The sequence below is a fragment of the Flavobacteriales bacterium genome, from assembly GCA_025210805.1.
GTDB lineage: Bacteria > Bacteroidota > Bacteroidia > Flavobacteriales > CAJXXR01 > JAOAQX01.
Window position 1 is genome coordinate 1 of record JAOAQX010000032.1, and the last position, 25,831, is coordinate 25,831.

Genomic DNA, 25,831 nt, shown 5'->3' on the forward strand with positions numbered 1-25,831 from the left:
ATGAAACAGTATGCAATATCCCCCTTTGAAGGGGGTAGGGGGATGTTACACAATGCAAACACCCCGAAAAAGAAATTAAAAAAGAAAATGTAATTCGATTATGAAACAGTATGAAACATCCCCCTTTGAAGGGGGTAGGGGGATGTTACACAACGCAAACACCCCGAAAAAGAAATTAAAAAAGAAAAGTAATTCGATTATGAACCAGTATGCAATATCCCGTAAAAAGAAACTAAAACCGTTGGATAAATTAACACCATAAACGGTATAATTCGAAAGGTGTAAACAAAAAAACGAGACTATCCATAAAAGATGAGTCTCGTTTTTTAATGATGATAAATGGTATTAATTCGTAACAGTTATATTAACTCCACAACCTCCTACAGGGTTTCCATTGAAATCGATAATAAAAGAAACATTCCCTATGGTAGTGGCTGTTCCTGTAAGATCATAAAAGAAAGTATCTACACCTGTACTTCCCGTATTCCCTGGTCTTAAGGTTAATTTAAAATTATTATTAGCTGTTGTTCCCGCCACAGCTGGAGTAATTTCATGCCCACCAGCATAGGCAACATTATTAGTAGCTACTACATAAGGAATGGAAATAGTAGAAGTGAATGCAGTATTAACTGTTGCGATATTTGCCGTTATTTGCATAGTAGAACAGTTAAGGTTGGTGATATCACTTGCGTCTGGTGTTTGATTAGGGTTGTTCGAATTTCCGCCTCCACATAAATTTACCCAAGAATTGGAATTAAAGACATTTAAGCAAGACTCATCAGTGTTGTAAATGACTAAACCCTCGGCTGGGTTGTTGATAGTGCCTCTTTGTGCATTAGATAGTCTAGGAAGTACAAAACCTTGAGTGGTACTTTTTACTTCTAAGATAGCAGAAGTATGGGGTTGAACTGTTCCTATACCCACTTGGGCAAAAGATTCATAAGTACATAGCAATGCTATGAACAATGCGAATTGTAATGTTGTTTTCATTTGCGAGTTTTTTAAAAATAAAGGGCGAATCTATGAATAAGAAATCAGCTGATAAAAAAAAATGTGTTAATATATTGTTGTTTTTTTGTGTTGATTATCTTTTTTTGTTAGAAAATGAATAGAAACGCTATTTTATATTAGATCTACTAGGGTTTAATATTTATTGAGATGAATTTTTCCTTTTTTTAATTTAAAATTCTTTGTTTCAGTTTTTAAAACAGGATGAAGCGTATTTGATTAATTTTAGCATATAAAACCCATTTATTTCGAAACAAAATATGTAGATTAGCTCGACTTTTTGCGTATATTTTTCGCACTTAAAAATCACAGAATGATGAGTGAAATTAGACATAACTGGACCAAGGAAGAAATCTTGGAAATATATAACAAACCGCTGATTGAGTTACTTTATGAAGCGGCAACAGTTCACAGACAATACAATGATCCTAGAGAAGTGCAAATCTCTACATTAATCTCCATCAAAACAGGAGGTTGCCCAGAGGATTGTGGGTATTGTCCTCAAGCAGCGAGATACAGTACAGATATAGAGGGTAATGACTTAATGAGTGTTGCGCAAGTAAAAGCACAAGCTTTGCGATCAAAAGCGGCGGGTTCATCAAGGATCTGTATGGGTGCAGCTTGGAGAAATGTAAAAGAAGGAAAAGATTTCGATCAAGTGGTTGAAATGGTAGAAACCCTCAATAAAATAGATGTAGAGGTATGTTGTACCTTAGGGATGCTTACGGAGAATCAAGCTAAAAGACTTGCAAATGCTGGGCTATACGCTTATAATCATAATCTTGATTCATCCGAAGATTTCTATGAAGAAATTATCTCAACAAGAGCCTATGACGATCGTTTGAAAACGATCGAAAACGTTAGGAAAACAAATGTAACAGTCTGTTCTGGTGGGATTATAGGAATGGGAGAAACTGCAGAAGATAGAGCAGGAATGTTATTATCACTTTCTACAATGATTCCTCATCCAGAATCTACACCAATCAATGCTTTAGTACCTGTAGAAGGAACACCATTAGAGGAGCAAGAGCTCACTTCTATTTGGGATATGGTAAGAATGATTGCTACTACAAGAATTGTAATGCCCGATACGATGATTCGCCTTTCGGCAGGTCGTCAAACGATGAGTCAAGAAGGACAAGCCATGTGTTTTATGGCAGGAGCGGCTTCTATTTTTGCAGGAGACAAACTACTTACAACGCCAAATCCTGATATTAACGAGGATTTAAAATTATTTGAAATATTAGGGCTACAGCCTAGAAAACCTTATAAAAAAGGTGATAAGCCACAAGTAAAACAAGAAGAAATTCCAAAATCGTCTCGTGAGGAATTGAAATGGACACGCCCTGCTCATAAAATTGAGAGAAATATTGAAGCAAGTAAGAAAAGATAAATACTTACCATGTTAAAAATACTTCCACTTTTGTTTCTTAGCTTCCTATGGCTAAGCTCTTGCGAAGAGAATAAAAAAATGGCTCCAGTACAAGGAATCCAACCCACAGAAGATCTTATTGAGCAAGAATTAATAAAAAAGAATATCCGTAGGACGCAATATGAGCAAAATGCTATTGATACTTTGATGAGAATTAATCATTGGGAGTACCAAAAAACGGCAACAGGTTTGCGAATTCAGTTAGGAGAAGAAGATTGTGAAGGGAAAAAGAAACCAAAAGTGGATGATTACTTATTGGTAGAAATGGAAATAAGGGATATTTTTAATAAACCCATTTATCCAAAAGAAACCACAAGAGTGATTTTTCATAAAGACTACCATGTAAATGGTGTAACAGAAGCACTTGGGCAGATGTGCGAAGGAAGTTCTGCCAAATTAATTGTACCTTCGCATTTAGGTCATGGAACTCGTGGAGATGAGAACCGAATAAAGCCTAATCAAGTATTATTGTATTCTATAAAACTCAAAAAAATAAACTAAAAATGAAAAACCTAAAATTAATAGCATTGGGTTTGATTTCAACAAGTATTGTAGCTTGTGGAAACTCAGATAATCAGAAGCTAAAAGAAGTAGAAAAAGCTGCGGCAAACATTGAGCAAAAAGAAGAGCAAAAAAAGCCAGTAGTTAAGGATACAGGGCTTCACGCTATTATTAAAACAAACAAAGGAGATATCAAATTAGGTCTTCAGTTTGAAAGAGCACCTATGACAGTAGCTAACTTTGTAGCACTTGCTAAAGGTGAAATGGAAAATGATGACAAAGAAAAAGGAACTCCTTTTTACGATGGATTAGTATTCCATAGAGTAATAAAAGATTTTATGATCCAAGGTGGTTGTCCACAAGGAAGTGGGCAAGGAAATCCTGGATACCAGTTCCCTGATGAAATCGATGCTCAACTAGTGCATGACGGGCCTGGGATATTGTCTATGGCAAATGCAGGACCAGGAACAAATGGATCACAATTTTTTATTACTCATAAAGCAACCCCATGGTTAAACGGTCGTCATACTGTTTTTGGTCATGTTTTAGAAGGTCAAGCTATTGTTGATACCATTGCTCAAGGAGATAATATCATCAAAGTTGAAATTGAAACAAAAAATAAAGCTGCAAAGGAATTTGTGAAAAATGCAGTAAGTATTTTCAACACAGCTAAAATGGAATTGGCATCCAAAGTGGAAGCTGAGCAAAAACAAGCTGAAGAGGCACGTAAAAAGCAAATGGAAGAAATGCAAGGTAAATTTGCAGAAGAAGATGCAGCTTTGGCTACTTGGGTAAAATCAAATTATCCAAAAGCAACAAAGCATGAATCTGGATTCTTCTATGTAAAATCAAAAACAAACAAAAAAGGATCAGAAATTAAACCTACTTCAAAAGTAGAAATCAACTACCTAGGAAAATTGAAGGACGGAAAAGTATTTGATACTTCTTGGGAAGAAAAAGCAAAAAAGCACGGAATTCATAATGCACAAAGACCTTATGCTCCACTACCATTAGACATGTCTAGAGGTGGGGTAATTATGGGATGGATGCAAGGGATTCCATTATTCAAAAATGGAGAATCAGGAACTTTGATCATTCCATCAAAATTGGCTTACGGACCAAGAGATAATGGACCAATTCCAGCTTACTCATCATTGATCTTCGATATCGAAATTGTTGATGTAAAATAAAAACACCTTAAAGTTTGGGTTCATAAACTTCAACTAAGCCTCCTTTGTAGGGGGCTTATTGTATATTTAACAACAGATAACACCAAAAAAATGTCAAATCAAAACGGGTTATACGCCCATATTCACACAGGAAAAGGAAAAATTTCCATTTCATTAGAATTTCAAAAAACACCTATGACCGTTGCTAACTTCGTAGGTCTTGCAAAAGGTGAAATTGAAAATGCAGAAAAACCAAAAGGAACTCCATACTATGATGGATTAAAATTCCACCGAGTAATCAACGATTTTATGATTCAAGGAGGATGTCCAAAAGGTAGTGGTTCTGGTGGACCAGGATACCAATTTCCAGATGAAATAGTAGCTGAACTAAAACATGATAAGCCAGGAATTCTTTCAATGGCAAATGCAGGTCCAGGAACCAATGGTTCACAGTTCTTTATTACTCATGTAGAAACACCTTGGTTAGACGGTAAACACACTGTTTTTGGTCATGTTACCGAAGGAATGGACGTGGTAAACACCATTGCAGGAAATGATGTAATCGAAAAGGTAGAAATAGAAGCAGTAGGAACAGAAGCAGCAGATTTTAATGCTCAAGAAGTATTTGAAAATACCATCAAAAAGGCACAAAATGCCGAGGTAGAAGCTCTGAAAAAAGAAATGATGGATTTTGTAAATAAATACAAAGACCAATATCCTGATGCTAATTTTCACGAATCTGGATTAATAAAAGTAATCGAAAAAGAAGGTGAAGGAGATGCTTGTAAGTCTGGTAACACAGTTACTGTTCATTATACAGGTATGTTGGATGACGGAAAAGTATTTGATTCTTCACTTCAAAGAGAGCCTTTTGAATTAGAACTTGGTGCTGGAATGGTTATTCCAGGATGGGAACTAGGAATCGATGGTATGAAAAAAGGAGAAAAAGCACGTTTAATCATTCCTTATTACTTGGCGTATGGAGAAAGAGGTTATCCAGGTGCCATTCCACCAAAAGCCACTTTAGAATTTGAAGTAGAACTATTGGATTTTAAATAGTTAATGAAATTATAACAAATGAAAACGGTTACTTGTCGTATAGATAAGTAACCGTTTTTTATGTGAATATATTTGCTATAAAAGGAAAATCAAATGTATAACCTTTCAATCCTCCCTAAGCGAACACATTTAATCAATAAAGGACTAACCAGCACAGCTTGTACACTCCTTAAATTTATTGATCATTTCTTGTGCTACCGAGAACGAACGCTGATAGTATAAAGTTTTTACTCCAAGTTGCCAAGCTTCAATCAAAAGTGCATTTACCTCTTTAGGAGACATCGTAGGAGGGATGTTTAGGTTTAAAGATTGCGTTTGGTCAATGTATTTTTGACGGATAGATGCTTGAATGATGACTTCTTGAGGACTTATTTCTCTAAAAGTTTTAAAAACATTCTTTTCATGGTCTGATAAAAAATCTAAATGCTGAACAGAACCGTTATTGACCATTACAGAATCCCAAACTTCCTCAGTATTTTGTCCTTTTTCTTGAAGTAATTGTTTCAAGAATTTGTTTTTACGAATGAAATTTCCTTTTGCTAATCCTACTTTATAATAATTTGAGCTATAAGGTTCTATCCCTGGTGAAGTTTGTCCTAGTATAGAAGATGAAGAAGTTGTTGGAGCTACAGCCATTAAGGTGGTATTTCGTCTTCCATATCCTCTTAGCATTTCTGGTTCACCATATTCTCTGGCTAATTTTTCAGATGCTCGGTAGGCTTTTTGTTCAATTTCTTGGAATACTTTGGAATTAAACTGTTTTGCCTCAAAACTTTCAAAAGCAATATTGTTTTTTTGTAGATACGCATGATAACCCAATACTCCTAAACCTAATGCACGGTGTCTTTTTGCAAAATTGTGTGTGCGTTCCATGTATTCAGCTCCTTCAGATTTGTTTATAAACTCCTCCATAACAGCATCTAAGAAATACACCGATAGTTCTATTGCATCTGTATCTTTCCATTCGTCATATAACTCTAGATTCATAGAAGAAAGACAGCATACAAAACTTTCGTGTTCGCTTACAGGCAAAGCAATTTCCGAACAAAGATTAGAGTTATAAATAGGCATCCTTTTGTCTTTATATACCTCAGGTTTATTGTTGTTTATATTATCTGTAAAGAAAATATAGGGTAAACCTTTCTCTTGACGACTTTGGAGAACTTTTGCCCAAAGAGAGCGTTTTTCTACATCGCCAGCAATCATTTCGTTCATCCATTTATCGGTAACGCACACTCCAAAAAATAAGTTTTGAATAGAGTTTCCAATATCTTTTATTTCCAAAAACTCACTACAGTCTGGGTGTTCAATATCTAAATAAGTTGCAAAAGCTCCTCTACGTACATTTCCTTGACTCACAGTGTCTATCATGGCGTCAAACATCTTTAAAAAAGATACTGCTCCTGAGGATTTACCATTATTTTTTATCGGAGCTCCACGTTCTCTCAGGTGACCGAAATAGGCAGATGTTCCACCTCCAAATTTTGTCATCATGATACTCTCAGAGAGTGTTTTGGTGATTCCAGACATGCTGTCTTCTACATAGGATCCAAAACAACTGATCGGTAAACCTCTATTGGTTCCCATATTTGCCCAAACTGGAGAAGAAAGCGAGAGCCATCCATTCGCAATAAGAGATTCAAATTTTGGTTGCAAGTCCATTCTGTTGAGGTTTTTAGCAGCCGCAGTAGTAATTCTTTTTACTGCATCTTCTACATTTTCACCTTTAAGAAGGTATCCACGCTTGAGCATGGTCATAGTTTCGTCATTCACCCAGTGATATTTCACTGTAGTTGGAGAGAGTGTAAACATGGTTGTTGGAAATTTTATCGTTGGAAAATATTAAAATAAATCGTCGGCAGTAAAAGCTTGGTTATGCTTAGAGTATTCTACAGGTCTTTTTGCGAAAAAGTCGTCGAGAGTGTTGGCTGTAACTTCTTCATCAAACCATTTCATTTCAGAAAGTAATTTTTCATCAATGTCAAACACTGGCTCAAGGTTTATTTCTTTAAGACTAATGTTTATACGGTTTTTCATAAAATTGAGTAGTTGTTCTTTACTCAAATGTTCTAAGCTACCTTCTTCAAAAATCCAATTAAGAATTTTCTTTTCTTGTTCAATGGATTCTTTAGCTGTATCATAAATAAGATTTTTAAAATCCTCTGAAAACCATTGAGGATTCTCTTTCATGATGGCATTAAAGATATAAATTCCAGCATTGGCATGAAGTTGTTCATCTTTGCTAGTCCAAGCAATGATATTGCTCGTGTTTTTTAAAGATCCTTTGAAGTGTGTAAAGGATAAAATAGTTGCAAACTGACTAAAAAGTGACACATTTTCTACCAAAAGAGAAAAGATAACCAAATTAAGAGCAAAAGCATGTTGTTCATTTTCGCAGCCTTTCGCTAAATCTTTATTTTGAAGAAAAGCTAAGCGTTCTTGTAGAATTTCAGACTCCAAAGCTGATTCAAATTCGTCATTGAATCCTAGAACATCCAATAAACGAGAATAGGCCTCTGAATGTCTAAACTCACATTCTGCAAAAGTAGAACCAAGACCATTGAATTCTGGTTTTGGAAGATGATTATAAAGATTTCCCCAAAAAGTTTTTACCGCAACTTCCACTTGAGCAATAGCCAAAAGTGTACGTTTTACGGCGTTTTTTTCGTGTGCTGCAAAATCTACCTTGAAATCTTGAACGTCCCCCGTAAAATCCACTTCAGAATGCACCCAAAAGGTTTGGTTGATTGGATTGATGAAGTCTAACACTTCGGGGTATTCAAAAGGCTTATATGCCACTCTTTTTTGGAAAATATTTTTCATGCTCTTTCGCTTTGCATTTTTTGATGAAGCAAAGATAAAAAATCTGATAAATTATAGTTGTTTTTCAATATTAAATTTCAGAAAGTTTACAAAAAAAAATCGTAAAACACTAATAATCAGTGATTATTATTTTTTGTGTTGTAAAAAAGTTTACAAAAATGTTTTCCATGCTTAGAATCAAAGTAATATGAAATATTCCAGTTTTTTTAATGATTTTTACGTTAAATGGCTTGTTTTTTCCGATAATTATTCTACTAAAAATTAACTTTGATATTTCCAAGTTGAATTACGAAAAAAAGTAAATAATGTGAAGATTTATTAAGCTTGAAACCTACGGTTTGTTTTATTGTGTGATGAGTATTGTGTTTTCTTTTCTGGTGCGAAAAAAACGCACTTTTGATAAAAAATGAGAACTTTGCTTCATGAGATACGATAGACATATTCGCTTGGAGGAAATAGGGATTGCTGGACAAAAAAAAATTGGACTATCCAAGGTTTTAGTTATAGGAGCAGGCGGCCTAGGTTGTCCTGTTTTACAATATCTTTCTGCTGCGGGTGTTGGTACTATCGGAATTGTAGATGGAGATCAAGTTTCGATTTCTAATCTTCAAAGGCAAATCTTATTCTCCACTCAGGATATTGGAAAAAATAAGGCTGAGATGGCAAAAAAGAGATTGGAACAACTCAATCCTGAAATCCAGTATCAAATTTTCCCTTTTTTCCTTTCTCCAGAAAATGCTTTGGAGATTTTTACTCAGTTTGATATCATTGTGGATGGAACAGATAATTTCTCCAGTCGGTATATGATAAATGATGCGTCTCTCATTACAGGGAAACCTCTGGTGAGTGCTTCCATTCAAAAATTTTCGGGTCAATTGTCGGTGTTTAATTACCAGAATGGCCCCAGTTATCGTTGTCTTTTCCCTGAACCGCCAAAGCCAGAAGATGCTCCATCTTGCCAAGAGCTTGGCGTTTTGGGTGTACTTCCTGGTATTTTAGGAACTTGGCAAGCAAATGAAGTACTCAAAATAATTTTACAGATAGGAAATGTTTTGTCAGGTGCTTTTATAACAATCGATACACTTTCAATGAATGTGCAAAAATGGTGTATTGAAAAAGATGAGTATATAATAAATAGTGTATTGAATGATTCTCAACCTTTCAAAGAACGAATATTTGAATATTCTTGCAGGGCAACTTCTTTTCAGAATAAAAGTAACTGGGATGTCTCTTGTGAAAATATGTTTTTGTTGGATGTAAGGGAAAAGGATGAATTTCCAAAAATATTAGGAGCAGTGAACATTCCGTTGTCTCAGCTGGATAAGAGAACAATGGAGCTTCCACGAGATCAACAGATATTAGTTTTCTGCGAAAAAGGTATTCGAAGTCTCCGAGCTATTGAGGTCTTGGAAAATTTTAATTTAAGAAATTTGATAAACTTAAAATTCGGTCTAGATGTACTGCCTAATAAATTGAAATTGAATTAGTTTTTGTAATTTTGTTGAGTTTTCATACTACTTACAATGACAGGTTTTCAAGAAAAATATATTAACCCATTTACGGATTATGGCTTCAAGCGTCTTTTTGGAGAAGAGCCTAATAAGGATTTACTATTAGATTTCCTCAACGAGCTACTGAGGGATAGGGAAGGTCAAATTGTAGAATTGAGTTATTTGAAAAATGAGCACCTTGGAGCAACAGCGATTGATCGAAAAGCTATCTTTGACATTTATTGTGAAAACGAAAAAGGTGAGAAATTTATTGTTGAGCTCCAAAAAGCCAAACAAAAATTTTTTAAGGACCGAAGCGTTTTTTATTCAACTTTCCCAATAAGGGAGCAAGCTCCAAAATCTACTTGGAATTTTGAACTTAAAGCCGTTTACACTATCGGAATTTTGGATTTTGTGTTTGATGATGAATTTGGAAGTGATGATAAATACAGATACGATGTTCAGTTGATGGATGTTGATACAAAAAAGGTATTTTATAAAAAAATTGACTTTCATTTATTTGGAGATGCCAAAATTTGAAAAAAGTGTTGAAGAATTAAAAACACGATTTGAGAAATGGTTATTTGTACTTAAGAATCTAAACAAATTACATCGAATTCCTGATTCACTTAGAGAATCTATTTTTGAAAAATTATTTGAAACCGCAGAAATCGCAAAAATGAGTAGAAAAGAGTTTGATTCATACGAAGGAAGCTTGAAATATTATAGAGATATGCAAAATGTACTCGATACTAGTTTTGAGGATGGCTTTGAAGATGGTTATGATGACGGTTTTGAGCAAGGAATCGAACAAGGAATAGAACAAGGAATAGAGCAAGGAATCGAAAAGGGAATAGAGCAAGGAATTGAAAAGGGAGTTGAGCAAAAGAATATAGAAATTGTTAGACAATCTCTTGAGATAGGGATTAATATTGCTACTATTGCTCAAATAACAGGTTTAAGCGAAGAAGAGATTCTTTTGATTAAAGAACGTGAAAATTAGTAGTTTGCTCATTATTGTATCAACGTAGTTTTCCTTTATTAAAGTGCCAAACATTCCATATTTCTAATAGATTCTTCTGTACTTTTGCAAAAAAAGACGGATGAACTATATTAAAGATCAACAACATTTAGAGAATTTGCTAAAAGAGGAAAGAGCAATTGTACTTTATTTTTCTGATGGCACCTGTTCTGTAGGTGAGGCAGTTGCTCCAAAACTTGATGTTTTACTCAAAGAAAAATACCCCCAATTTAAACTCTATAGTCTAATGCAAACAGTACATCAAGAACTATTTGCAAAGCATCAAATTTTTGTGGTTCCTAGTTTGTTAGTTTTTCTAGACGGGAAAGAAACCATTCGTAAATCTAGAAATTTTAGTTTGCTAGAATTAGAGTCTGAAATTGCTCGTTATCAAACCTTAATGTTCGATTAACTCTTGAATTATCTTTGAAAGAAAATTTGTATATTGCATCATAAATAAATGATAAATAACAAATATTATGATCAATTTTTTGAAAATTAGTTTGATAATTTTTTCTTTAAGTATACTGTCCTGTAGCCTTTCTTCAGATGTAGAAAAGCCCTATTTTGATGCTCCTATTGCAGAAATAAAAGGCAGTGAGTTTTTACTAATTGAAAGGGAGACAGTCGCGAATTATTGGTCGAAAAATATTCGAGATATGGATAATGATCCTATAGAGAGAGTTCATTTTTCATCCCAAATTTTACCTGAAACTATGCAAATTAAAGCATTCGATTCTTCATTTCTATTAGTAGCAAAAACCAATAGTGGAATCCCATTGGGTGTTAAACTCATAAAATTTCAGAATAAGCTTTATGAGGCAGATCATGATTTAGGAGGAAAACAAATGTATGCAAGTATGGGCTATTGTAAACCCGCTGATAGTAATTCTGTAAATTGCATGATAAGTCTTTCTAAAGAAGGATACTATTGTGAAAGCACCACAGGTTCTTGTGAAAGTACAGTAACGGCACAAGAAAATCCAATTTTAAGCATTCGTAAAACAGAATCAAAAAAATAAAAATCACCAAGATTTATTTATTGGCTCTTGGATGTTTAGAAAGGATATCTTGCTTAATAAATTGATTATTGAGGTGAGAATATAGCTCGGTGGTCAAAATGCTTTCATGACCTAGTAAGTCTTGTACCATTCTAAGATCAGCTCCATTTTCTACCATATGACTAGCAAAAGAATGACGAAAAGAATGGGGGGAAACATTGCGTTCTATCCCCACTTTTTTTGCTTGCTTTTTTACGATATTAAAAACCATAATACGGCTAATTCTTTTTCCTCTATTATTCAAAAAAAGATGTTCCGTACATGCTTTTTTGCTCACCATTATATCTCTTTCTTTTTCTAAATAGATCTCTATAGATTCTTTTAAGATATCACTTAGAGGTACTATTCTTTCTTTGTTTCCTTTTCCGATAATTTGAATAAATCCTTCTTCTAAAAAAACACGATTTAAACTCAAATCGCAAAGCTCAGAAACTCGTAGTCCACAAGAATACAACATCTCCAAAATTGCTGTGTTTCTAAAGAAATTAGGATCTTCCATGTCCACAGATTCTATCATTCTGTTTACTTCTTCGAGTTCAAGAAACTCGGGAATTTTCTTTACAATTTTAGGACTGTCCACTTGGTCCATTGGACTTACAATAATTATTTCTTCCAAAAGGAGATAGTCATAAAAAGCCTTTAAAGAACTGATAATTCTAGCAATAGAACGTTTGCTCAATACTTCACTTTGGGTGTAGAGAAAAGATCGAACCTTTTCGGTGTCAAAATCCTGTATTTCGCCCATTTCAAAAGTAGTGGCGTATGATTCTAGTTTGTATAAGTCAGATTGATAGGCTTTTAAGCTGTTTTCAGAAAGCCCTTTTTCTAGTTGTAAATAGTAAATAAAGTCATCAATGACGGACATGCTTATTCTTTTTCGAGGATAAAAACTTCTTCTTCAGGTCTTTTCATTAAATATTGTTCTCTTGCAATACGTTCAAAAGTATTTTTAGAGTCCAAATTTCTTAAGGTCTTTTTATCTTTTTCTATTTGTTTCTTATAATAAACGATATCTTTTTGAATTTCTTTTATTTCACCATTAAGTTTTTGATGAGCTAAATAGGAGTTTTGATCAAAAAATAAAAGCCAAATAACTGCTGCAATAGATATAATGACATATCTATTGGTAGTTATTTTCCATGCTTTAGTCTGAAAAAATGGATGAATTTTTTCTAATTTCTTGATCATTTATTCGCTCACTATATTAAAATAAATTCGCAAAACCTATTCTGATAATCTGATTTTAACATCAGTTTCTTTAAAGGTTTCGAACTTTTGTTTTTACTAAATACAAAGGTAAAGGTTTTGTTTGAATTATATAGATTACTTGCTAAATGTTCATTCATACTGATTACTCACTTGTTATGTCATTTGTGGTGTTCGTTTATTTACCATGTAATACTAATAGATGCTGAAAATCAACCATGAACGCAGTGAGAAGAACGAGGAGTGAACGAGAAGTGTTAGTAAGTAATCGGTATTGTATAAACATTTTTTAGAAAGGTAACAACATTAACAAGGTACTTAATTTTTTAATTTAGCACACAATTAGTAGTTTTATAAAAAAAATACATTGATGATGAAGTATCCGTTTTTTCTTTTTTTCTTTTTTAGCTTTTTATATTCTCAAGCTCAAGGTGTTTCTGAGTTTCGGATACGGAATTTAATTATAGATTCCGTTGTGAATATCCACGAATTTCCTAGACTTAACGCATCAATAATTGGTAAAATGCATCAAGGTGATAAAATTGTTTTTGTGCCTAATGGAAGATATGTTTCAGACACCATTGATGGTATTAAATCTTACTGGTTGCCGATAAAACATGAAGGTGTTGAGGGATATATTTGGAATGAAACTAATTCTGATAATACTTTTTTTATGCAAAATCGAGAGACTTTATTAATTAAAAAACTTGACAATAATCGTTCTTTTAGGTTTGTGATCATGGATGATAAAAAAAACTTATTTGATTTTGTACAAGACTTTTCATGGGTGAATAAAGAACAGAAAGATTATACGGTTTATTATTTTCAAGATTTGAAAGACTATCCAAATAAATCCGTTTTGTATTTTATGTATTATAACAAAGGTGAAAAGAAAATGGAACATTATACTTATGTTTTAGAAAATGGCAAGTTGACTTTTCAAAACAATAAAAAACTCTTGTATAATAAAAATATTCCTTCAGGATACCTAGTTAACAAATGGTGGATTATTGGTGATAAAGTGAATATTAGGAAAGAACCAAATTTGGATTCAGAAGTTGTTGTTCAGTTAAATCATGGGGATTCCCTTGAATCTTTTCCAAAAGTGAAAATAGTACAAGACACGATAGCTGGGAAGAGCGGTTATTGGTTTCCTGTGAATTTTAACAATGAAAAAGCCTTTGTTTGGAATCATTTGTTAGAGAAGCCTCTGGTTTATTTTAAAAGTATTTATGATGAAGGAATAGCTTATAAGATTACCTCAAGAAATGTCTATTTGTTGAATAAAGGAAAAGTAGTGGATACCTATTCTTATATGGAAAAAAATAGATTTTTTCCCGAACGTATTTCAGAGGTTTCTACACCAAAATTAAAAAATGTGGATAGAATACTCAAACTACAATATTTTGGAGAAGCTTGTGGAAAGGAGTCAGGGGATGTTTATATTGCCAGGGCAGGAAACAAACTTCGTTTTCTATTTCACAATACTTCCATGGGTGATGGAGGATATGGAACTTTTTCTGAAAACCACCTGAAGGAAAATATTCTAACTTTTTCATCTATTGAAGGAGAAGATTTTTTTTCACAAAGGGTAGATGTATTTGATACCTATTTTTCTTATAATGCTAAAAGTAAACAGTATAAATGGACAGGAGAAAAGATGGTTGAAAACCCTGGCGATTTTGATTTTATTTATCAGCGAGCAAAAACGAACAATTGGGTGGTAGATAATTATTTTAAGATAGATGTCAACAAGGATGGTAGAAAAGATTTTGTTGCCAGTTTTCGTAGAAAACTTAAAAAGGTTGTTGATTGGCAATATACGTCTGATGATGGAATTATTGGAGTATACCTTCAAAATGAAAATGGGAAGTTTGAGGTATTTGGTGAGAATTCCAAAATTCTAAAAAAGGGATTCGGAGCGTTTAGAGCTTCTGTTAAAGATGATTTAGTGATTTTTGAAATTCCCTATTGGGAAAATTGTTTGGGGTGTGCCTCTGTCAAGGTGAAAGATAACGGGTATAAACGGTATGATTTTGAATGGGATAGTAGTCTTAATGAGTTATTCTTGTTAAAGACTGAATGGCTCAATATGAAGAATTTTAAATATGCTGATGATACTAGTTACTGGTTAATCAAGGAGTATCAGAAAGAAAAAATAAACTACCTTGAAGCAAAGTAGTTTCCTCTAGAAAATCTCAGGATATTTTTTGATAATTTCTTTAAACCAGAAAGTGAAAACTTCTGGTTTTTCTTTTATTTCTATTAAGAGATCAGAAGTGGAGATATAGCGGAATGCTTCTGCTTCTTCTGGGTTCAAAATAGGCTCTTCATCGGTAAATCCGAAGAGAATATGATCGTATTCATGTTCTGCAAGACCGTTCTCAAATTCGGTTTTATAAAGAAGGTGTCCTTTAGTTTCCAATGTTGAAATTTCAATTCCGATTTCTTCTTTGAGTCTTCTAATTCCAGCTTTCTCTGAGCTTTCATTAGGTAATTGATGACTACAGCAACTGTTTGTCCACAATCCTCCAGAATGGTATTTTTCTTTTGCTCGTTTTTGTAAAAGCATTTCACCCTTAGAATTAAACAGAAACACCGAAAAAGCACGATGGAGTAAACCAAGCTCATGCGCTTTTAGTTTCTCCATCGTTCCAAGTTCTTTGTCTTGTTTGTCAACAAGTATAACCATTTTTTTATTTCAAAAGATTGAGAGAATTCATAAGAGGTTCTCGTTGAGAACGTGAAATAGGAATTACTTTTCTTCCAATCATTAAACTCATATCCTCAATATCCACAATTTTATCTTTATTTACAATATAAGATCTGTGAACCTTGATAAAGTGTTCTTTAGGAAGATTGTTTCCAATATTCTTCATGGTAGAGTGTACAATATAAGAACGCTCTGTGGTTTTAAAAACAACATAATCACCACTGGCTTCTACATAGAGAATTTCATCAAAATCGAGCTTTACATATCTTGAATCTGTTTTAATAAAAAGAGAGTTTATCTCGCTTTTATCAGTTTTTACTGCCGATTCAATGATTTTTTTCTTGTCCTCAATTCTATCAATACAGCTGAGAAGTCTTGGAAGGGTTACGGGCTTTTTTAGAAAGTCTGTAACATTATAATCATAGCATTCCAAAGCATACTCAGGATTTGAGGTATAAAATACTACTTGTGGTAAATGAGCACGCATTGATTGTACGAGTTCTATTCCCGATAGTTCTGGCATTTCGATATCTAAAAAAACCACATCACAAGAATTTGATTTTACAAATTCTATGGCTTTTAAAGGGTTTGTGAAAGTTTCAACAATATTGCAATTTTCTATTGTTGATAACATAGAAATGAGTTGTTTTTGTGCAACTTCATTATCATCAACTACAATAATATCAAGATTAGTTTTCATTGGATTGGTTTAAAATAAATTCTACTTCTATAACACCTGTTTTTATCATTTCAACCACCTTATTATGTTCTATTTTAGAAACAATATATGAGGGATTGATTTTAAGCTCTTTTTCCATTCGTTTTAGGTGATCGTATATGGTGTCTAGTCCGAAAATTTTGAAATTAGGACTCCACTTATGCAACAATTTAGCATATTCTATACCATTTTTTTTCTGGAACAAGTTTTCCAGAATAGGAACCTCTTCACTTAATGATTCTTTAAATAGTTGAAAAGCTTCTTCAGCAAGATCATTTGCTCCTAAAAAATAGGTCGCTAAAAAATCATTTGACAAAGAGGCATTTTGATTGAATTTATTAATAGATGTTTTCAATTTATAATTTGATTTTGCTCTCCTCTTTTCGTACTAGGCGTTCTATATTTTTTTGATGAGAAATAAGAACAAGACAGCTGATAATGATCCCGAAGATAAGGGATTCTCTGTCTTTAATACCTAGTGCGATCATCCAAAAAGGAAGTGAAAACGCACCAAAGATTGAGCTAAGTGAAACAAAACGAGTTGATATAAATACGATTACGAATATCCCGATAGATAATAAGGCTGCCAATGGATATACTGCGAGTAAGAATCCTAACAAACTAGCAATACCTTTGCCTCCTTTGAATTTTGCAAAGACAGGGAAAATATGACCAAAGACTGCAGTAATTCCTAAACCTAATTTTAAGAGCGTTGTGTTTTCATCTCCCATAAGCCAAGCCAATTTAACGGCTGCAAATGCTTTAAGAATATCAAAAATAAGAACACTCACACCAGCTTTTGTTCCTAAAACCCTAATGGTGTTTGTTGCTCCAGCGTTTCCGCTTCCATAATCTCTTACATCTAAACCATAAAACTTTTTACTGACGAGTACTGCCGTGGGAATGGATCCTAATAAATAGGCTGCAATGTATAATAATAGTATTTCCATAAATCTTTTCTAGGCAGTAGCAAAGGTACAAAATTTGTTTTGAAAATACGCTTATCTAATAATTAATGCAGTTCGTCGCTAGGATTGTGAAAGATAACCTTGTAATGGTATCCTTTTTTCTTTATTGCTTTTTTGTTTTGATTTATGATTTTGTTATATCTATCATTGGATGACGAGGTGTATAAAATACCATCTCTGAGTTCGAAATAATAAAATTGATTTTCTTCAAATTCTAGATAAATCTTCCACATATCGTGAATTTGCTCGGGTTTGTAAACCAAGAAACCTTCTACAATTCTATCTATTTTCTTTCCCCTAATATGATTTACTTCTAAAGGAAGTGTGTTTTCAAATCTTTGTCTTTTTGCATTCCATTGAAGCTCAAGGTCTGTGAAGAAGATGGTGCTTTGCATGGGTTTTGGAACGTACTTTTTGTTACGACTCTTTGCTTTGTAGTATTTTCTTTCTCCTTTTTCGCCAATAATTTTCCTTAAAAAATCTACAAATAACTCACTACTTTCATAGGTTGTTTCATAATCTCGTGTCTGTTTTCTGAAATCTTTATAGAATTCTTTAAGAGCTTTTTTGGGCAATGGAAGATCCAGTCCTAGATGTGCTTGGAAAATTAAAGAATCTGCTTTGTTTTCTTCATGGAAAAATCGTCCATATCCATAGCTTTTTAACGATTTTGTATGACTAAGATTTAAAAAAGATTCGAGCTCATAGATACATCTTTCTGAATCAAATTTTGCCAGATCATTTTCATCTGAGCCTTGGTATGTGTAATATCCTTGTTGATCATCAAATTGGAATGTTCCAGGGATATTTACTAATGAAACTTCGTTTGAAGAAAGCTGATTACTTGCATATTGTACATAGAATTGATGACTAAATGTGTTGAAAACAAATCGGGCTTCTGGAAGTATAGAGTCTTTGCTCTCGACAGATCCAAATTGTATATTTTCATTATTCAATGTATCTTGATAACTAAAAAGTTCTGAGCTGTTCCCTAAGCAGGGATCATCAAAGCTTAAATGTCCGTCTAGTTCCATTTTTTTACTACTTTCTTTGAGGTCCAATGTACCTGTGTAGCTCATTTGAGGATCTATTTTAAAATTAGAGGAAACCTCGGTGCTTCCATAGGAAATTTTATTTTCTGAGACTTGGAGACTGTCAAAACGGGCTTTTTGAGTTTCTCCTAATCTATTGGTATAAATAAAATCGGCGGAAGCGATATAGTCATCAGCATGAATGATATTGATATCCGCATTTTCAAAGGAGTAACGAATATCTCCCGCAGGGTTGATGAGATCTAAGTCTGCTCCGTAAAGTTTTTCGGGAAGTCCACTTGCAAGTAGGGTAAGTTTTTCTTCTTTAGGTCTTATCTGTGCATCGGCTACTTGAATTCCTTGTATATCATACATAGAAACTTTGTGTGTTTTCATGTTAATATGAGCAGTGGGACTCAAATATTTTATTTGTCCTGTGAACGGGTTTAAAGATTCTACTATTGTTGTTTGCTTAGTGCTGTCTTCTGTGTTTTCTTCAAAAAATATCTCGGAGTTAGCTCTTTCGTAGGTAAACATTGGGTAAACAAAACGATACCTTAAAAAAGGGGACGTGTATTTACTAGATTTTTCAATGTCATTATTCTGGAACATATCGTTACCATATTGATATTCCACTTGAGAGCTAGGTGCGGTTAATACAATTTCGTGTTCTAAAAAGTTCTGAGTGTTTTCGTCAAATACTTTGAAAAATGCTTTATTGGCTTGCATATTTTCTCTTGTGAGTAAAATAGAATCACTTCTCAGGAATATGTTTCGATCTTGCCATTTTCCATAGGCAATATAGTCATAAGGACTGATCTCTATTCCTCCTTCTAAAGTAGAGGTGTGGTTAACTGAAATGGGTTGATCTTGGGTTTTGAATTCCAAAATTTCGTCTGATTTAAACCAGTCTAAACGCAAGTTTTTTCCTCTTAGATTAGGAGAAAAGCTTTGTGTAGAATTGTTGGTCATTTTTTGTACATCAGCAAAAAGGTAACTTGGGTAAAAATCAAGAGAATCTGCTTCTAGATAAATATCTTGATAATTAATTGTTCCTTTTCCATTCAGTCCATCATTGTTTAGTCTAAGATAAGAACGATAATTTCCTTTTTCAAAAAGTGCATAATCTTGGGTCATTTTTCTTTCAAAACCCAGTTGATCATTTGGGAATAAAGACAGACGTTCTTCTATATTAGGAAATATTCCTCCAGATACTAAAGTTCCACCGAAGCTGAGATTAAAAGTATTTTTGGTCATTAAACTGTCAATCTTAAATGGAAATACTTCAAAGTGAAAATCTTCTTTAGGGTAGAGTCCGTCTCTTACTCGGTCATAAAAGACATAGCTATTTTCTTTACTTTCAAAAATAGGGTATTCTTGGTGTTCTTTTTTTGCACTTTTATTTTTGGGTTTATCTATTTTTAGAAGTCCAGTTACTTCTTGAATAGAAGTTTGGCAAGGTCTAATAAGGATCGAAGTATCTTCAGGGTGCATTCTAGATTCTAAGAGGTATCTAAAAGAATCTATTTTTTCGAAATCTACGACATAGTCTTCATATCTGAAGAGTTGATTGTTTCCAAAAAAACCAAATTTTCCGCAGGTGGTGAGTCCATCAAATTCAATATCCAGTTTTGGATAAATTAATAATTGCTGGTCCGATGGATGGAGCGAAACATCTTTTGGGCGACTAATTTGGACTTCTTTTACAGCAAAAGTGGTCATGTCTCCAGAAGCCAAATCAATGATACTTGCAGGGCGATTATTGATATTTGATCGGAATCTTATTTGATCATAATCCGATTTTGTATTTAATGCAGTTACAAAACGAAAAAATCGGTTTTTAACTTCTATTTTTCTTTCAAAAGGGTTGTAATAAACAAAGCCTTGATTCGTAAAGTCCTCCATTAAAGAAATGAGTTCTTCTTCTTTCATTTCTTTATAAACTTCAAATAATTCTTCGAGGTAAAAACTTCTTCTATCTTTATTTCTTTTCGTGAGTTGAAGAAGTCCAGATGTAGGATGTTTTGTGCCAAAATCAAATAAGTCTATATACCAGTTGATATCAAAAAAATGCAGAGATTGATAATACACAGGCTCTAAACGAGACATGGCTTTATTCATGAAAATCAGTTCTTTATTTTTATCTTCCCAAGTAAGAAAGTTTGCCACAATTTGGAGCTCATGTAGTCCATCATAAAAAGGGGTTTTTCCTAGTTTGTTCTCAGATCTTTTTGCCTCCATTTTTAGTGCATTGATATCAAAACTTAAATCAATACTTGGGTGTGTGATACTATCGTTGAGTAAGAAGAGCTTAAACATTACTTCTCTAGCAAAAAAACGTCCAGATTCTAGGGTGAATTTTTGAGCATCTAGTTTTACAAAGGCTTTTCCGTCTTGATAAAAAGTGATTTTTGAGCTTTTTCCTTTGGGGGCAATTAAATCTAGTAGATGCCCTTTTACGTGGATCCCAGATTCTATTTTGAGGTTTGGAGATTTCCTTTTTATGGGGATAATTTCTGTACTCACAAATTGTGGTTCCAAAGCGATATTTTCTTCATTTTGAAAATACATTCTGTGGGTAAGTGTTCCTTTTATAGGTTTGTGAGAAATACTACGATCAAAAAGTGTGGCATTTTCAGATTGGAAATAAATACTATTTATTTTAAACTGATAAGCTCCTATTTCTGCTTTTCTTTGTCCACCTTGCCAAGAAGTATTTCCTCCTTGTCCCACAAAATCTCCATTGAGTAGATAGTAATCTCCTTTTGTACTCCGTATTTTAAATTCATCATCTCCGTTTGAACAAATCAAATTGGCTTTTGGGAAATGAATAATTGCTGTGGGTTCTGTTTCAAATTTCCATTTGTCTGTTTCTATTTTCCAAGAATAATTTTGAGAAGCGAAAAGAGTAGTTTCTTCCAAGAAATTGGCAAGAACCACCACCAGCCTTTTGATCTCTGATACTCTTGCGTTTTGAAGAAACTTCCCCGAAAAATTGATAAGATCAAGCAGTTGGTCTTCGTCAAATTTTCCTTGGTAATAAGCGTTGTAAATTCTGAAAAGGTGAAAATAATCCTCAGAAACCGAGAGATGATTCTCTTTCATGAGCTGATGGAAAGTTCGCATTTTTCGGTCTAATATAGGGTGGTTGTTTTCCCTATAATAATTTATAAAAACTTTCCCTTCTTGGTACACATCGGCATGAAGGTAAGGATAGATTTCTTGTTTAAGTTTTTTAAGAAAAAGATCTTTATCCGTTTCTGTTTGTCCAAAAGAAAGACTAGCAGAAAATCCAAATATGATGACGAAAAGAAGTTTTGCTCGGCTCATTTATGCTTTTTGAAATTTAAGAGAAACCCAATCGTTTCTTTCTTTTTGATCCAATAATTGAAGTCCAAGTTCATTGGCCTTAGCTTCTATTTTCTCAATATCCATTGTATAGAAACCGCTAAAGAAAATTAAGCCATTTTCTTTTAGATTTTTCACATATTCTGGCATATCATTAAGCAAGATATTTCTGTTGATATTTGCTAAAATAATATCAAAACTGTGATTTCCAAGTAGGCTTGCATCTCCTAGTTTACAAGTGATTTCTTGCTTGTTTAGGCGGATATTATCAGCACTGTTTTCAAAAGCCCATTCGTCATTGTCAATCGCTTCAACATAGGCCGCATTTTTCATTTTTGCTAAGATGGCTAAAACACCTGTTCCGCATCCCATATCAAGAATATCTTTGTTTTCGCAGCTAGTTTCTAGGACAAACGAAGTCATCATGTGAGTGGTTTCGTGATGCCCCGTCCCGAAAGACATTTTTGGGTTGATAAGAATATCAAATTCTACAGGTTGTTTTGGGTGAAAATCGGCTCTAATTACGCATTGGTTATCCACATTGATTGCTGTATAATTCTTTTCCCATTCTGCATTCCAATTTTGATTTTCAATTTCTTGGAATGTATAGTTTTTTTGTTGAAGACAAAATAAATCTTCTAGCGCATTATGGTCCATGTTTTCCTCTTGAACATACGCTTTTAGAACATTACCTTCTTCCACAAAACTTTCGAAACCTATTTCAGCAAGTTCGGCAGTAATTATTGGCGACCAGATAGCCACTTCTCCTGGGTAGGCTGTTTCTACATCAATTAAAAATTCGAAATATTTCATGATTCTGTTCCTAGTTTTTTGAGGTTTTTAAGAAGTAATGAGAAGTCTTCTTCAGAACTATTGTCTTTGGCATAAAGAAAATTAAGTTCCTTTTTTTCTTCGGGTTTGAGTGTTTGCCAATTTTCATTGGCGATAGCATGATGAATAATCCCTTCCTTTATCTTAGGGAGTCTTGGGTCTGTTTCTTCTTGAGGAAGATATCCAATCCACGTTTTGTCTCCAAAAAGTACAAAGAAGATATTTTTGATAAATCCCACAGGATGATTCATCCATAAGAATAATAAGGGCGAAATTAACAAAAGAACCAGACTGAGTACAAAGTCTAATTGTCTTTTTTGAGATTGTTTTTCTTTTTGGGCGAGGTTTAATTTCATATCGGTAATTACGTCTCCTTGACGATGAATTGAGTTTGAGCCTAAGATAAAATCTTTTTCTTGTAATTTTATTTTAAATTCTAAATCTAATGGTTGAAGAGCTTCCATTAGTGCAATAATTTCTTTGTGAGATAAGAGGCTATTAGAAAATAAAACTTGGTTTATTTGAAAAGTATTTATGGTGTTTTTAATGTGTTTAACAGACCATTTTTCATGAATCACTTTGTGATAACTTTGTTCTTCTGAGAGTAATTTTTTTTGGAGAATTTGCTTATAATCATCTGCTGTGGAGAGAATAAGAATTCTGTTTTTCCCTTGTTTTAGGTGGTTTTTATGTTGGTTTCTGAGTTGGAAAAAAGTTCGACTAAGAAATAACCAAACTCCACCTGCCAATGAAGTTAATAAAATAAGCGCTCTTGAAGTTCTAAGACTTTCGGGTAGTAGTGAATAGAATACCAGAATTCCTATAGATCCCATAGCAATTCCTCTAAGTGAGGAAATAATTTTTTCGGTTTTGTGATAGGTTCTGCTAAAGAATAAACCGAGCATCCAGATACCTATATACATCGGGAGCATGTTTTGGAGTAAAAAACTGGGATACTCACCTCCCAAAATATATAAGTGATTGGCTTCCCAATAGTTTTTTATAAACACAAAAGATAGCGTTAATACGCTAGCGTCAATGATGGGTAAAGTGAATTTTTGAAAAAACCTTTTGGCTAGAGCCAAAAAAGCCCTCAGATAAATAGCCAAATAAATAGCCCATTGAAACAGGAAAGAATTTGTTTTCTGAAAATGTTTTTTTGCAAACAAAATCATGGCTTTATAAAAAACAAAAACATAGTTGATAGAGCCTTTCTTTGTGCTTTCTCCTTTATAATGGATAATTTGAGAATCGGCAAAATAGACATTTTCAAAGCCAGCAAGCTCTATCCTGTAGGAAAGATCGATATCTTCTCCATACATAAAGAAATCTTCGTCTAGTAAGCCACATTTGTCAAGTGCCGTTTTTCTCATCATCATAAAAGCACCCGAAAGGACTTCTATTTGATGATTCTCATTTTTATCTAGATAGGAGAGGTGGTATTTTCCAAATTTTTTAGACTTTGGAAAAATAGCAGAAAGTCCGAAAATTTTATAAAAAGCCACCATTGGGCTGGGTAAACCTCTTTTTGATTCAGGAAGATAAATTCCTTTTCCATCAATCATTTTGATACCCAAACCACCAACTTTTGGATGTTTGTCAAGGTAATCACAGCATTTTTCAAAAGTATCTTCTGCAACTAAAGTGTCGGGATTTAGCAATAGGAAATATTCCCCTTTTGCTATTTTCATAGCTTGGTTATTGGCTTTAGAAAACCCTGGGTTATCCTTGTTTGCAATACATGTGATGTGAGGAAACACGGTTTCCATCATTTCTACAGAATCATCTTGAGAATTATTATCCACCACAAGGATCTCGGCATCCATATTTTTGATTGCTTTTTCGGCAGCGTAAATGGCTTGTTCAAGAAAGTGACGAACATTATAGTTCACAATGATGATGGAGAGTTTCATAGATACTTTTTAAGCTCGCTTGACAGTTTTTTCATAAGGTAATCGCTGGTGAAGAGATCTTCCAAGAGTTGTTTCATCAGTATATTCAAGGTTCTCGCCGTAAGAAACTCCTCTTGCCAATGTAGAGATTTCTACCGAGAAATTCTTGAGTTTTTTGTATAAATAGAACTGTGTAGTGTCTCCGTCCATAGTGGGGTTTAAGGCTAAAATAACTTCACTTGGTTGATGTTTTTCCACTTTGCTAATTAGGTCATTGATATGTAAATCCAAAGGACCAATTCCATCCATTGGAGAGATTACACCACCAAGAACGTGATATTTCCCATTAAATTGTTGGGTAGATTCAATAGCCATCACATCGTTAATATCTTCTACAACACAGATAGAATCATTCGTTCTTGTAGGGTTTGAACAAATCTCACATACTTCTTGGTCAGAAATATAATGACACTCTACACACTCAAAAACTTGTTCTTTGAGTGTAGAAATAGCTTGAGTAAAACGATCTGCAAAGGCTTTGTCTTTCTTCAAGAAATGCAAGGCAAGTCTAAATGCCGATTTTTTACCCACACCTGGTAATGCCGCAATTTGTTCTACGGCTTCTTCCAGTATTTTAGAAGATAATTTCATAGGGCACAAAGATACTAGAATTTTTTAGTGCTTTGAAGGCTTTCTACAAGCTAAAAAACCTACCTTTGTAGCCGTTAATTTTCAGGAAAAATATCATGAAAAACTGGGTGCGTAAATGGGTAAATTCCCCTTTTTTGGACCTCTTTGGAGCGATTTTGGTTCTAGTTATCACTTTGGTGAAAGGGTATCATAAGACCATATATTTTAATGGAGAGATAAGCAGTACTAGATCTTTAGAGTTTTGGTGGGAAGCGGTTTTATCAGGGGCTTACCCTTTAGGTTTGTTGGCTACAGTTGGTGCGGTTTTTTCTTTACTCACAACACGTTTGGTGGGAAGACAAAATAATAAAGGAAATATTATTTCCATTTTTACCACGATTAATTCAGGACTCAATGATTTTTTATTAGGAAACAGATCCGCAATTATTACTTATCCTTTTTCTTTTTTGGCACATATTCTAGCTTCATATCGTTGGGTAAAAGGAATTCGGATAAAAAAACCTGATAGATTCTTCTATTTCATCAATGTTTTTGGACTGTTTTTAGGATATGCTTTGGTTTACCTAGGGTTTTGGCTTTTTGATGATTCCAATTTTTTGGAAACTAAAGCCATGCTTTTTCATTCTATTGCCATTAGTTTCGGACTTTCTATCAATGGAAATTTCTCTAATGTGTTTAAATATCAAGACACTTTTTTAAGTTGGATTGCTTATAATATTATACAGCTCATTAAAAATGGGCTTCAAGGAAATATTCCCAATGTGGCAAAGTATATCTTCTATCTCTTCAATTCCATTTTTACTTTTACGGATTGGAAAATGAATGGAGATCGGAAAGATCGATAGATAGGATTTTACGTTTCTTGTGTCTATTTGTTGAATAGATTTATCATAACGGTTTTCAATCCTT

24 protein-coding genes are annotated in these 25,831 nt (G+C 33.6%); 11 read left to right on the forward strand and 13 right to left on the reverse strand.

Annotated features, from left to right (window positions below):
• Positions 1–345: 345 nt before the first annotated feature.
• A complete protein-coding gene (locus tag N4A45_12260; protein MCT4665993.1) occupies positions 346–990 on the reverse strand; it encodes a hypothetical protein in 645 nt (214 codons plus the stop codon).
• A 334-nt stretch (positions 991–1,324) separates the two neighbouring features.
• On the opposite strand from N4A45_12260, the gene bioB reads away from it, so the two are divergent.
• The 4 genes from bioB to N4A45_12280 all read left to right on the forward strand — a co-directional run bounded on the left by bioB (position 1,325) and on the right by N4A45_12280 (position 5,169).
• Positions 1,325–2,401: a biotin synthase BioB gene (bioB, locus tag N4A45_12265; protein ID MCT4665994.1), complete on the forward strand. Its 1,077-nt coding sequence runs from the start codon at positions 1,325–1,327 to the stop codon at positions 2,399–2,401.
• Between the two features lie 9 nt (positions 2,402–2,410).
• Positions 2,411–2,941, forward strand: coding sequence for an FKBP-type peptidyl-prolyl cis-trans isomerase (locus N4A45_12270; GenBank protein ID MCT4665995.1), 531 nt, complete (start codon positions 2,411–2,413; stop codon positions 2,939–2,941).
• Between the two features lie 2 nt (positions 2,942–2,943).
• Positions 2,944–4,131: a peptidylprolyl isomerase gene (locus N4A45_12275; GenBank protein MCT4665996.1), complete on the forward strand. Its 1,188-nt coding sequence runs from the start codon at positions 2,944–2,946 to the stop codon at positions 4,129–4,131.
• Positions 4,132–4,221: 90 nt separating this feature from the next.
• Positions 4,222–5,169, forward strand: coding sequence for a peptidylprolyl isomerase (locus N4A45_12280; GenBank protein MCT4665997.1), 948 nt, complete (start codon positions 4,222–4,224; stop codon positions 5,167–5,169).
• 144 nt (positions 5,170–5,313) lie between these two features.
• Here the strand turns inward: N4A45_12280 and N4A45_12285 are convergent, their stop codons facing one another.
• Both N4A45_12285 and N4A45_12290 read right to left on the reverse strand, forming a co-directional pair.
• Complete coding sequence (locus N4A45_12285; protein ID MCT4665998.1) at positions 5,314–6,981, reverse strand: ribonucleoside-diphosphate reductase subunit alpha; 1,668 nt, start codon at positions 6,979–6,981, stop codon at positions 5,314–5,316.
• Positions 6,982–7,011: 30 nt separating this feature from the next.
• Positions 7,012–7,992, reverse strand: coding sequence for a ribonucleotide-diphosphate reductase subunit beta (locus tag N4A45_12290; protein ID MCT4665999.1), 981 nt, complete (start codon positions 7,990–7,992; stop codon positions 7,012–7,014).
• 422 nt (positions 7,993–8,414) lie between these two features.
• Between N4A45_12290 and N4A45_12295 the strand changes: the two genes are divergently transcribed.
• The 5 genes from N4A45_12295 (at position 8,415) to N4A45_12315 (ending at position 11,525) form a co-directional block, all read left to right on the forward strand.
• Complete coding sequence (locus N4A45_12295; GenBank protein ID MCT4666000.1) at positions 8,415–9,479, forward strand: HesA/MoeB/ThiF family protein; 1,065 nt, start codon at positions 8,415–8,417, stop codon at positions 9,477–9,479.
• A gap of 36 nt (positions 9,480–9,515) precedes the next feature.
• Positions 9,516–10,022 carry an Rpn family recombination-promoting nuclease/putative transposase gene (locus tag N4A45_12300; GenBank protein ID MCT4666001.1) on the forward strand — a complete coding sequence of 169 codons (507 nt, stop codon included), beginning with the start codon at positions 9,516–9,518 and terminating at the stop codon, positions 10,020–10,022.
• The gene (locus N4A45_12305) at positions 10,009–10,485 is read left to right on the forward strand and encodes a PD-(D/E)XK nuclease family transposase (protein ID MCT4666002.1); all 477 of its coding nucleotides are present in this window, start codon (positions 10,009–10,011) and stop codon (positions 10,483–10,485) included. The genes N4A45_12300 and N4A45_12305 overlap by 14 nt, the downstream gene beginning before the upstream one ends.
• A 100-nt stretch (positions 10,486–10,585) precedes the next feature.
• A complete protein-coding gene (locus tag N4A45_12310; GenBank protein MCT4666003.1) occupies positions 10,586–10,915 on the forward strand; it encodes a thioredoxin family protein in 330 nt (109 codons plus the stop codon).
• 67 nt (positions 10,916–10,982) lie between these two features.
• Positions 10,983–11,525, forward strand: coding sequence for a hypothetical protein (locus N4A45_12315; GenBank protein ID MCT4666004.1), 543 nt, complete (start codon positions 10,983–10,985; stop codon positions 11,523–11,525).
• Between the two features lie 13 nt (positions 11,526–11,538).
• On the opposite strand, the gene N4A45_12320 is transcribed toward N4A45_12315, so the two are convergent.
• Positions 11,539–12,429: a tyrosine recombinase XerC gene (locus tag N4A45_12320; protein MCT4666005.1), complete on the reverse strand. Its 891-nt coding sequence runs from the start codon at positions 12,427–12,429 to the stop codon at positions 11,539–11,541.
• Positions 12,430–12,431: 2 nt separating this feature from the next.
• Positions 12,432–12,752: a septum formation initiator family protein gene (locus tag N4A45_12325; protein ID MCT4666006.1), complete on the reverse strand. Its 321-nt coding sequence runs from the start codon at positions 12,750–12,752 to the stop codon at positions 12,432–12,434.
• A gap of 388 nt (positions 12,753–13,140) precedes the next feature.
• On the opposite strand from N4A45_12325, the gene N4A45_12330 reads away from it, so the two are divergent.
• Positions 13,141–14,952: an SH3 domain-containing protein gene (locus N4A45_12330; GenBank protein ID MCT4666007.1), complete on the forward strand. Its 1,812-nt coding sequence runs from the start codon at positions 13,141–13,143 to the stop codon at positions 14,950–14,952.
• A 6-nt stretch (positions 14,953–14,958) separates the two neighbouring features.
• On the opposite strand, the gene idi is transcribed toward N4A45_12330, so the two are convergent.
• The 8 genes from idi to recR form a co-directional block, all read right to left on the reverse strand.
• On the reverse strand, positions 14,959–15,462 hold the full coding sequence (gene idi / locus N4A45_12335) for an isopentenyl-diphosphate Delta-isomerase (protein ID MCT4666008.1): 504 nt from the start codon (positions 15,460–15,462) through the stop codon (positions 14,959–14,961).
• 4 nt (positions 15,463–15,466) lie between these two features.
• A complete protein-coding gene (locus N4A45_12340; protein ID MCT4666009.1) occupies positions 15,467–16,183 on the reverse strand; it encodes a LytTR family DNA-binding domain-containing protein in 717 nt (238 codons plus the stop codon).
• The gene (locus N4A45_12345; protein ID MCT4666010.1) at positions 16,173–16,556 is read right to left on the reverse strand and encodes a hypothetical protein; all 384 of its coding nucleotides are present in this window, start codon (positions 16,554–16,556) and stop codon (positions 16,173–16,175) included. Before N4A45_12345 ends, N4A45_12340 begins: the two co-directional genes overlap by 11 nt.
• 1 nt (position 16,557) lies before the next feature.
• The gene (gene plsY / locus N4A45_12350) at positions 16,558–17,151 is read right to left on the reverse strand and encodes a glycerol-3-phosphate 1-O-acyltransferase PlsY (protein ID MCT4666011.1); all 594 of its coding nucleotides are present in this window, start codon (positions 17,149–17,151) and stop codon (positions 16,558–16,560) included.
• 62 nt (positions 17,152–17,213) lie between these two features.
• Entirely contained in the window at positions 17,214–21,530 is a 4,317-nt protein-coding gene (locus tag N4A45_12355; protein MCT4666012.1) for a hypothetical protein, read from the reverse strand.
• Positions 21,531–22,361 carry a 50S ribosomal protein L11 methyltransferase gene (prmA, locus tag N4A45_12360; GenBank protein MCT4666013.1) on the reverse strand — a complete coding sequence of 277 codons (831 nt, stop codon included), beginning with the start codon at positions 22,359–22,361 and terminating at the stop codon, positions 21,531–21,533. It lies immediately after the preceding gene.
• Positions 22,358–24,292, reverse strand: coding sequence for a glycosyltransferase (locus tag N4A45_12365; protein MCT4666014.1), 1,935 nt, complete (start codon positions 24,290–24,292; stop codon positions 22,358–22,360). The genes prmA and N4A45_12365 overlap by 4 nt, the downstream gene beginning before the upstream one ends.
• A gap of 9 nt (positions 24,293–24,301) precedes the next feature.
• Complete coding sequence (gene recR, locus N4A45_12370; GenBank protein ID MCT4666015.1) at positions 24,302–24,922, reverse strand: recombination mediator RecR; 621 nt, start codon at positions 24,920–24,922, stop codon at positions 24,302–24,304.
• A 95-nt stretch (positions 24,923–25,017) separates the two neighbouring features.
• On the opposite strand from recR, the gene N4A45_12375 reads away from it, so the two are divergent.
• Positions 25,018–25,767: a nicotinamide mononucleotide transporter family protein gene (locus N4A45_12375; GenBank protein ID MCT4666016.1), complete on the forward strand. Its 750-nt coding sequence runs from the start codon at positions 25,018–25,020 to the stop codon at positions 25,765–25,767.
• Positions 25,768–25,831: the final 64 nt, after the last annotated feature.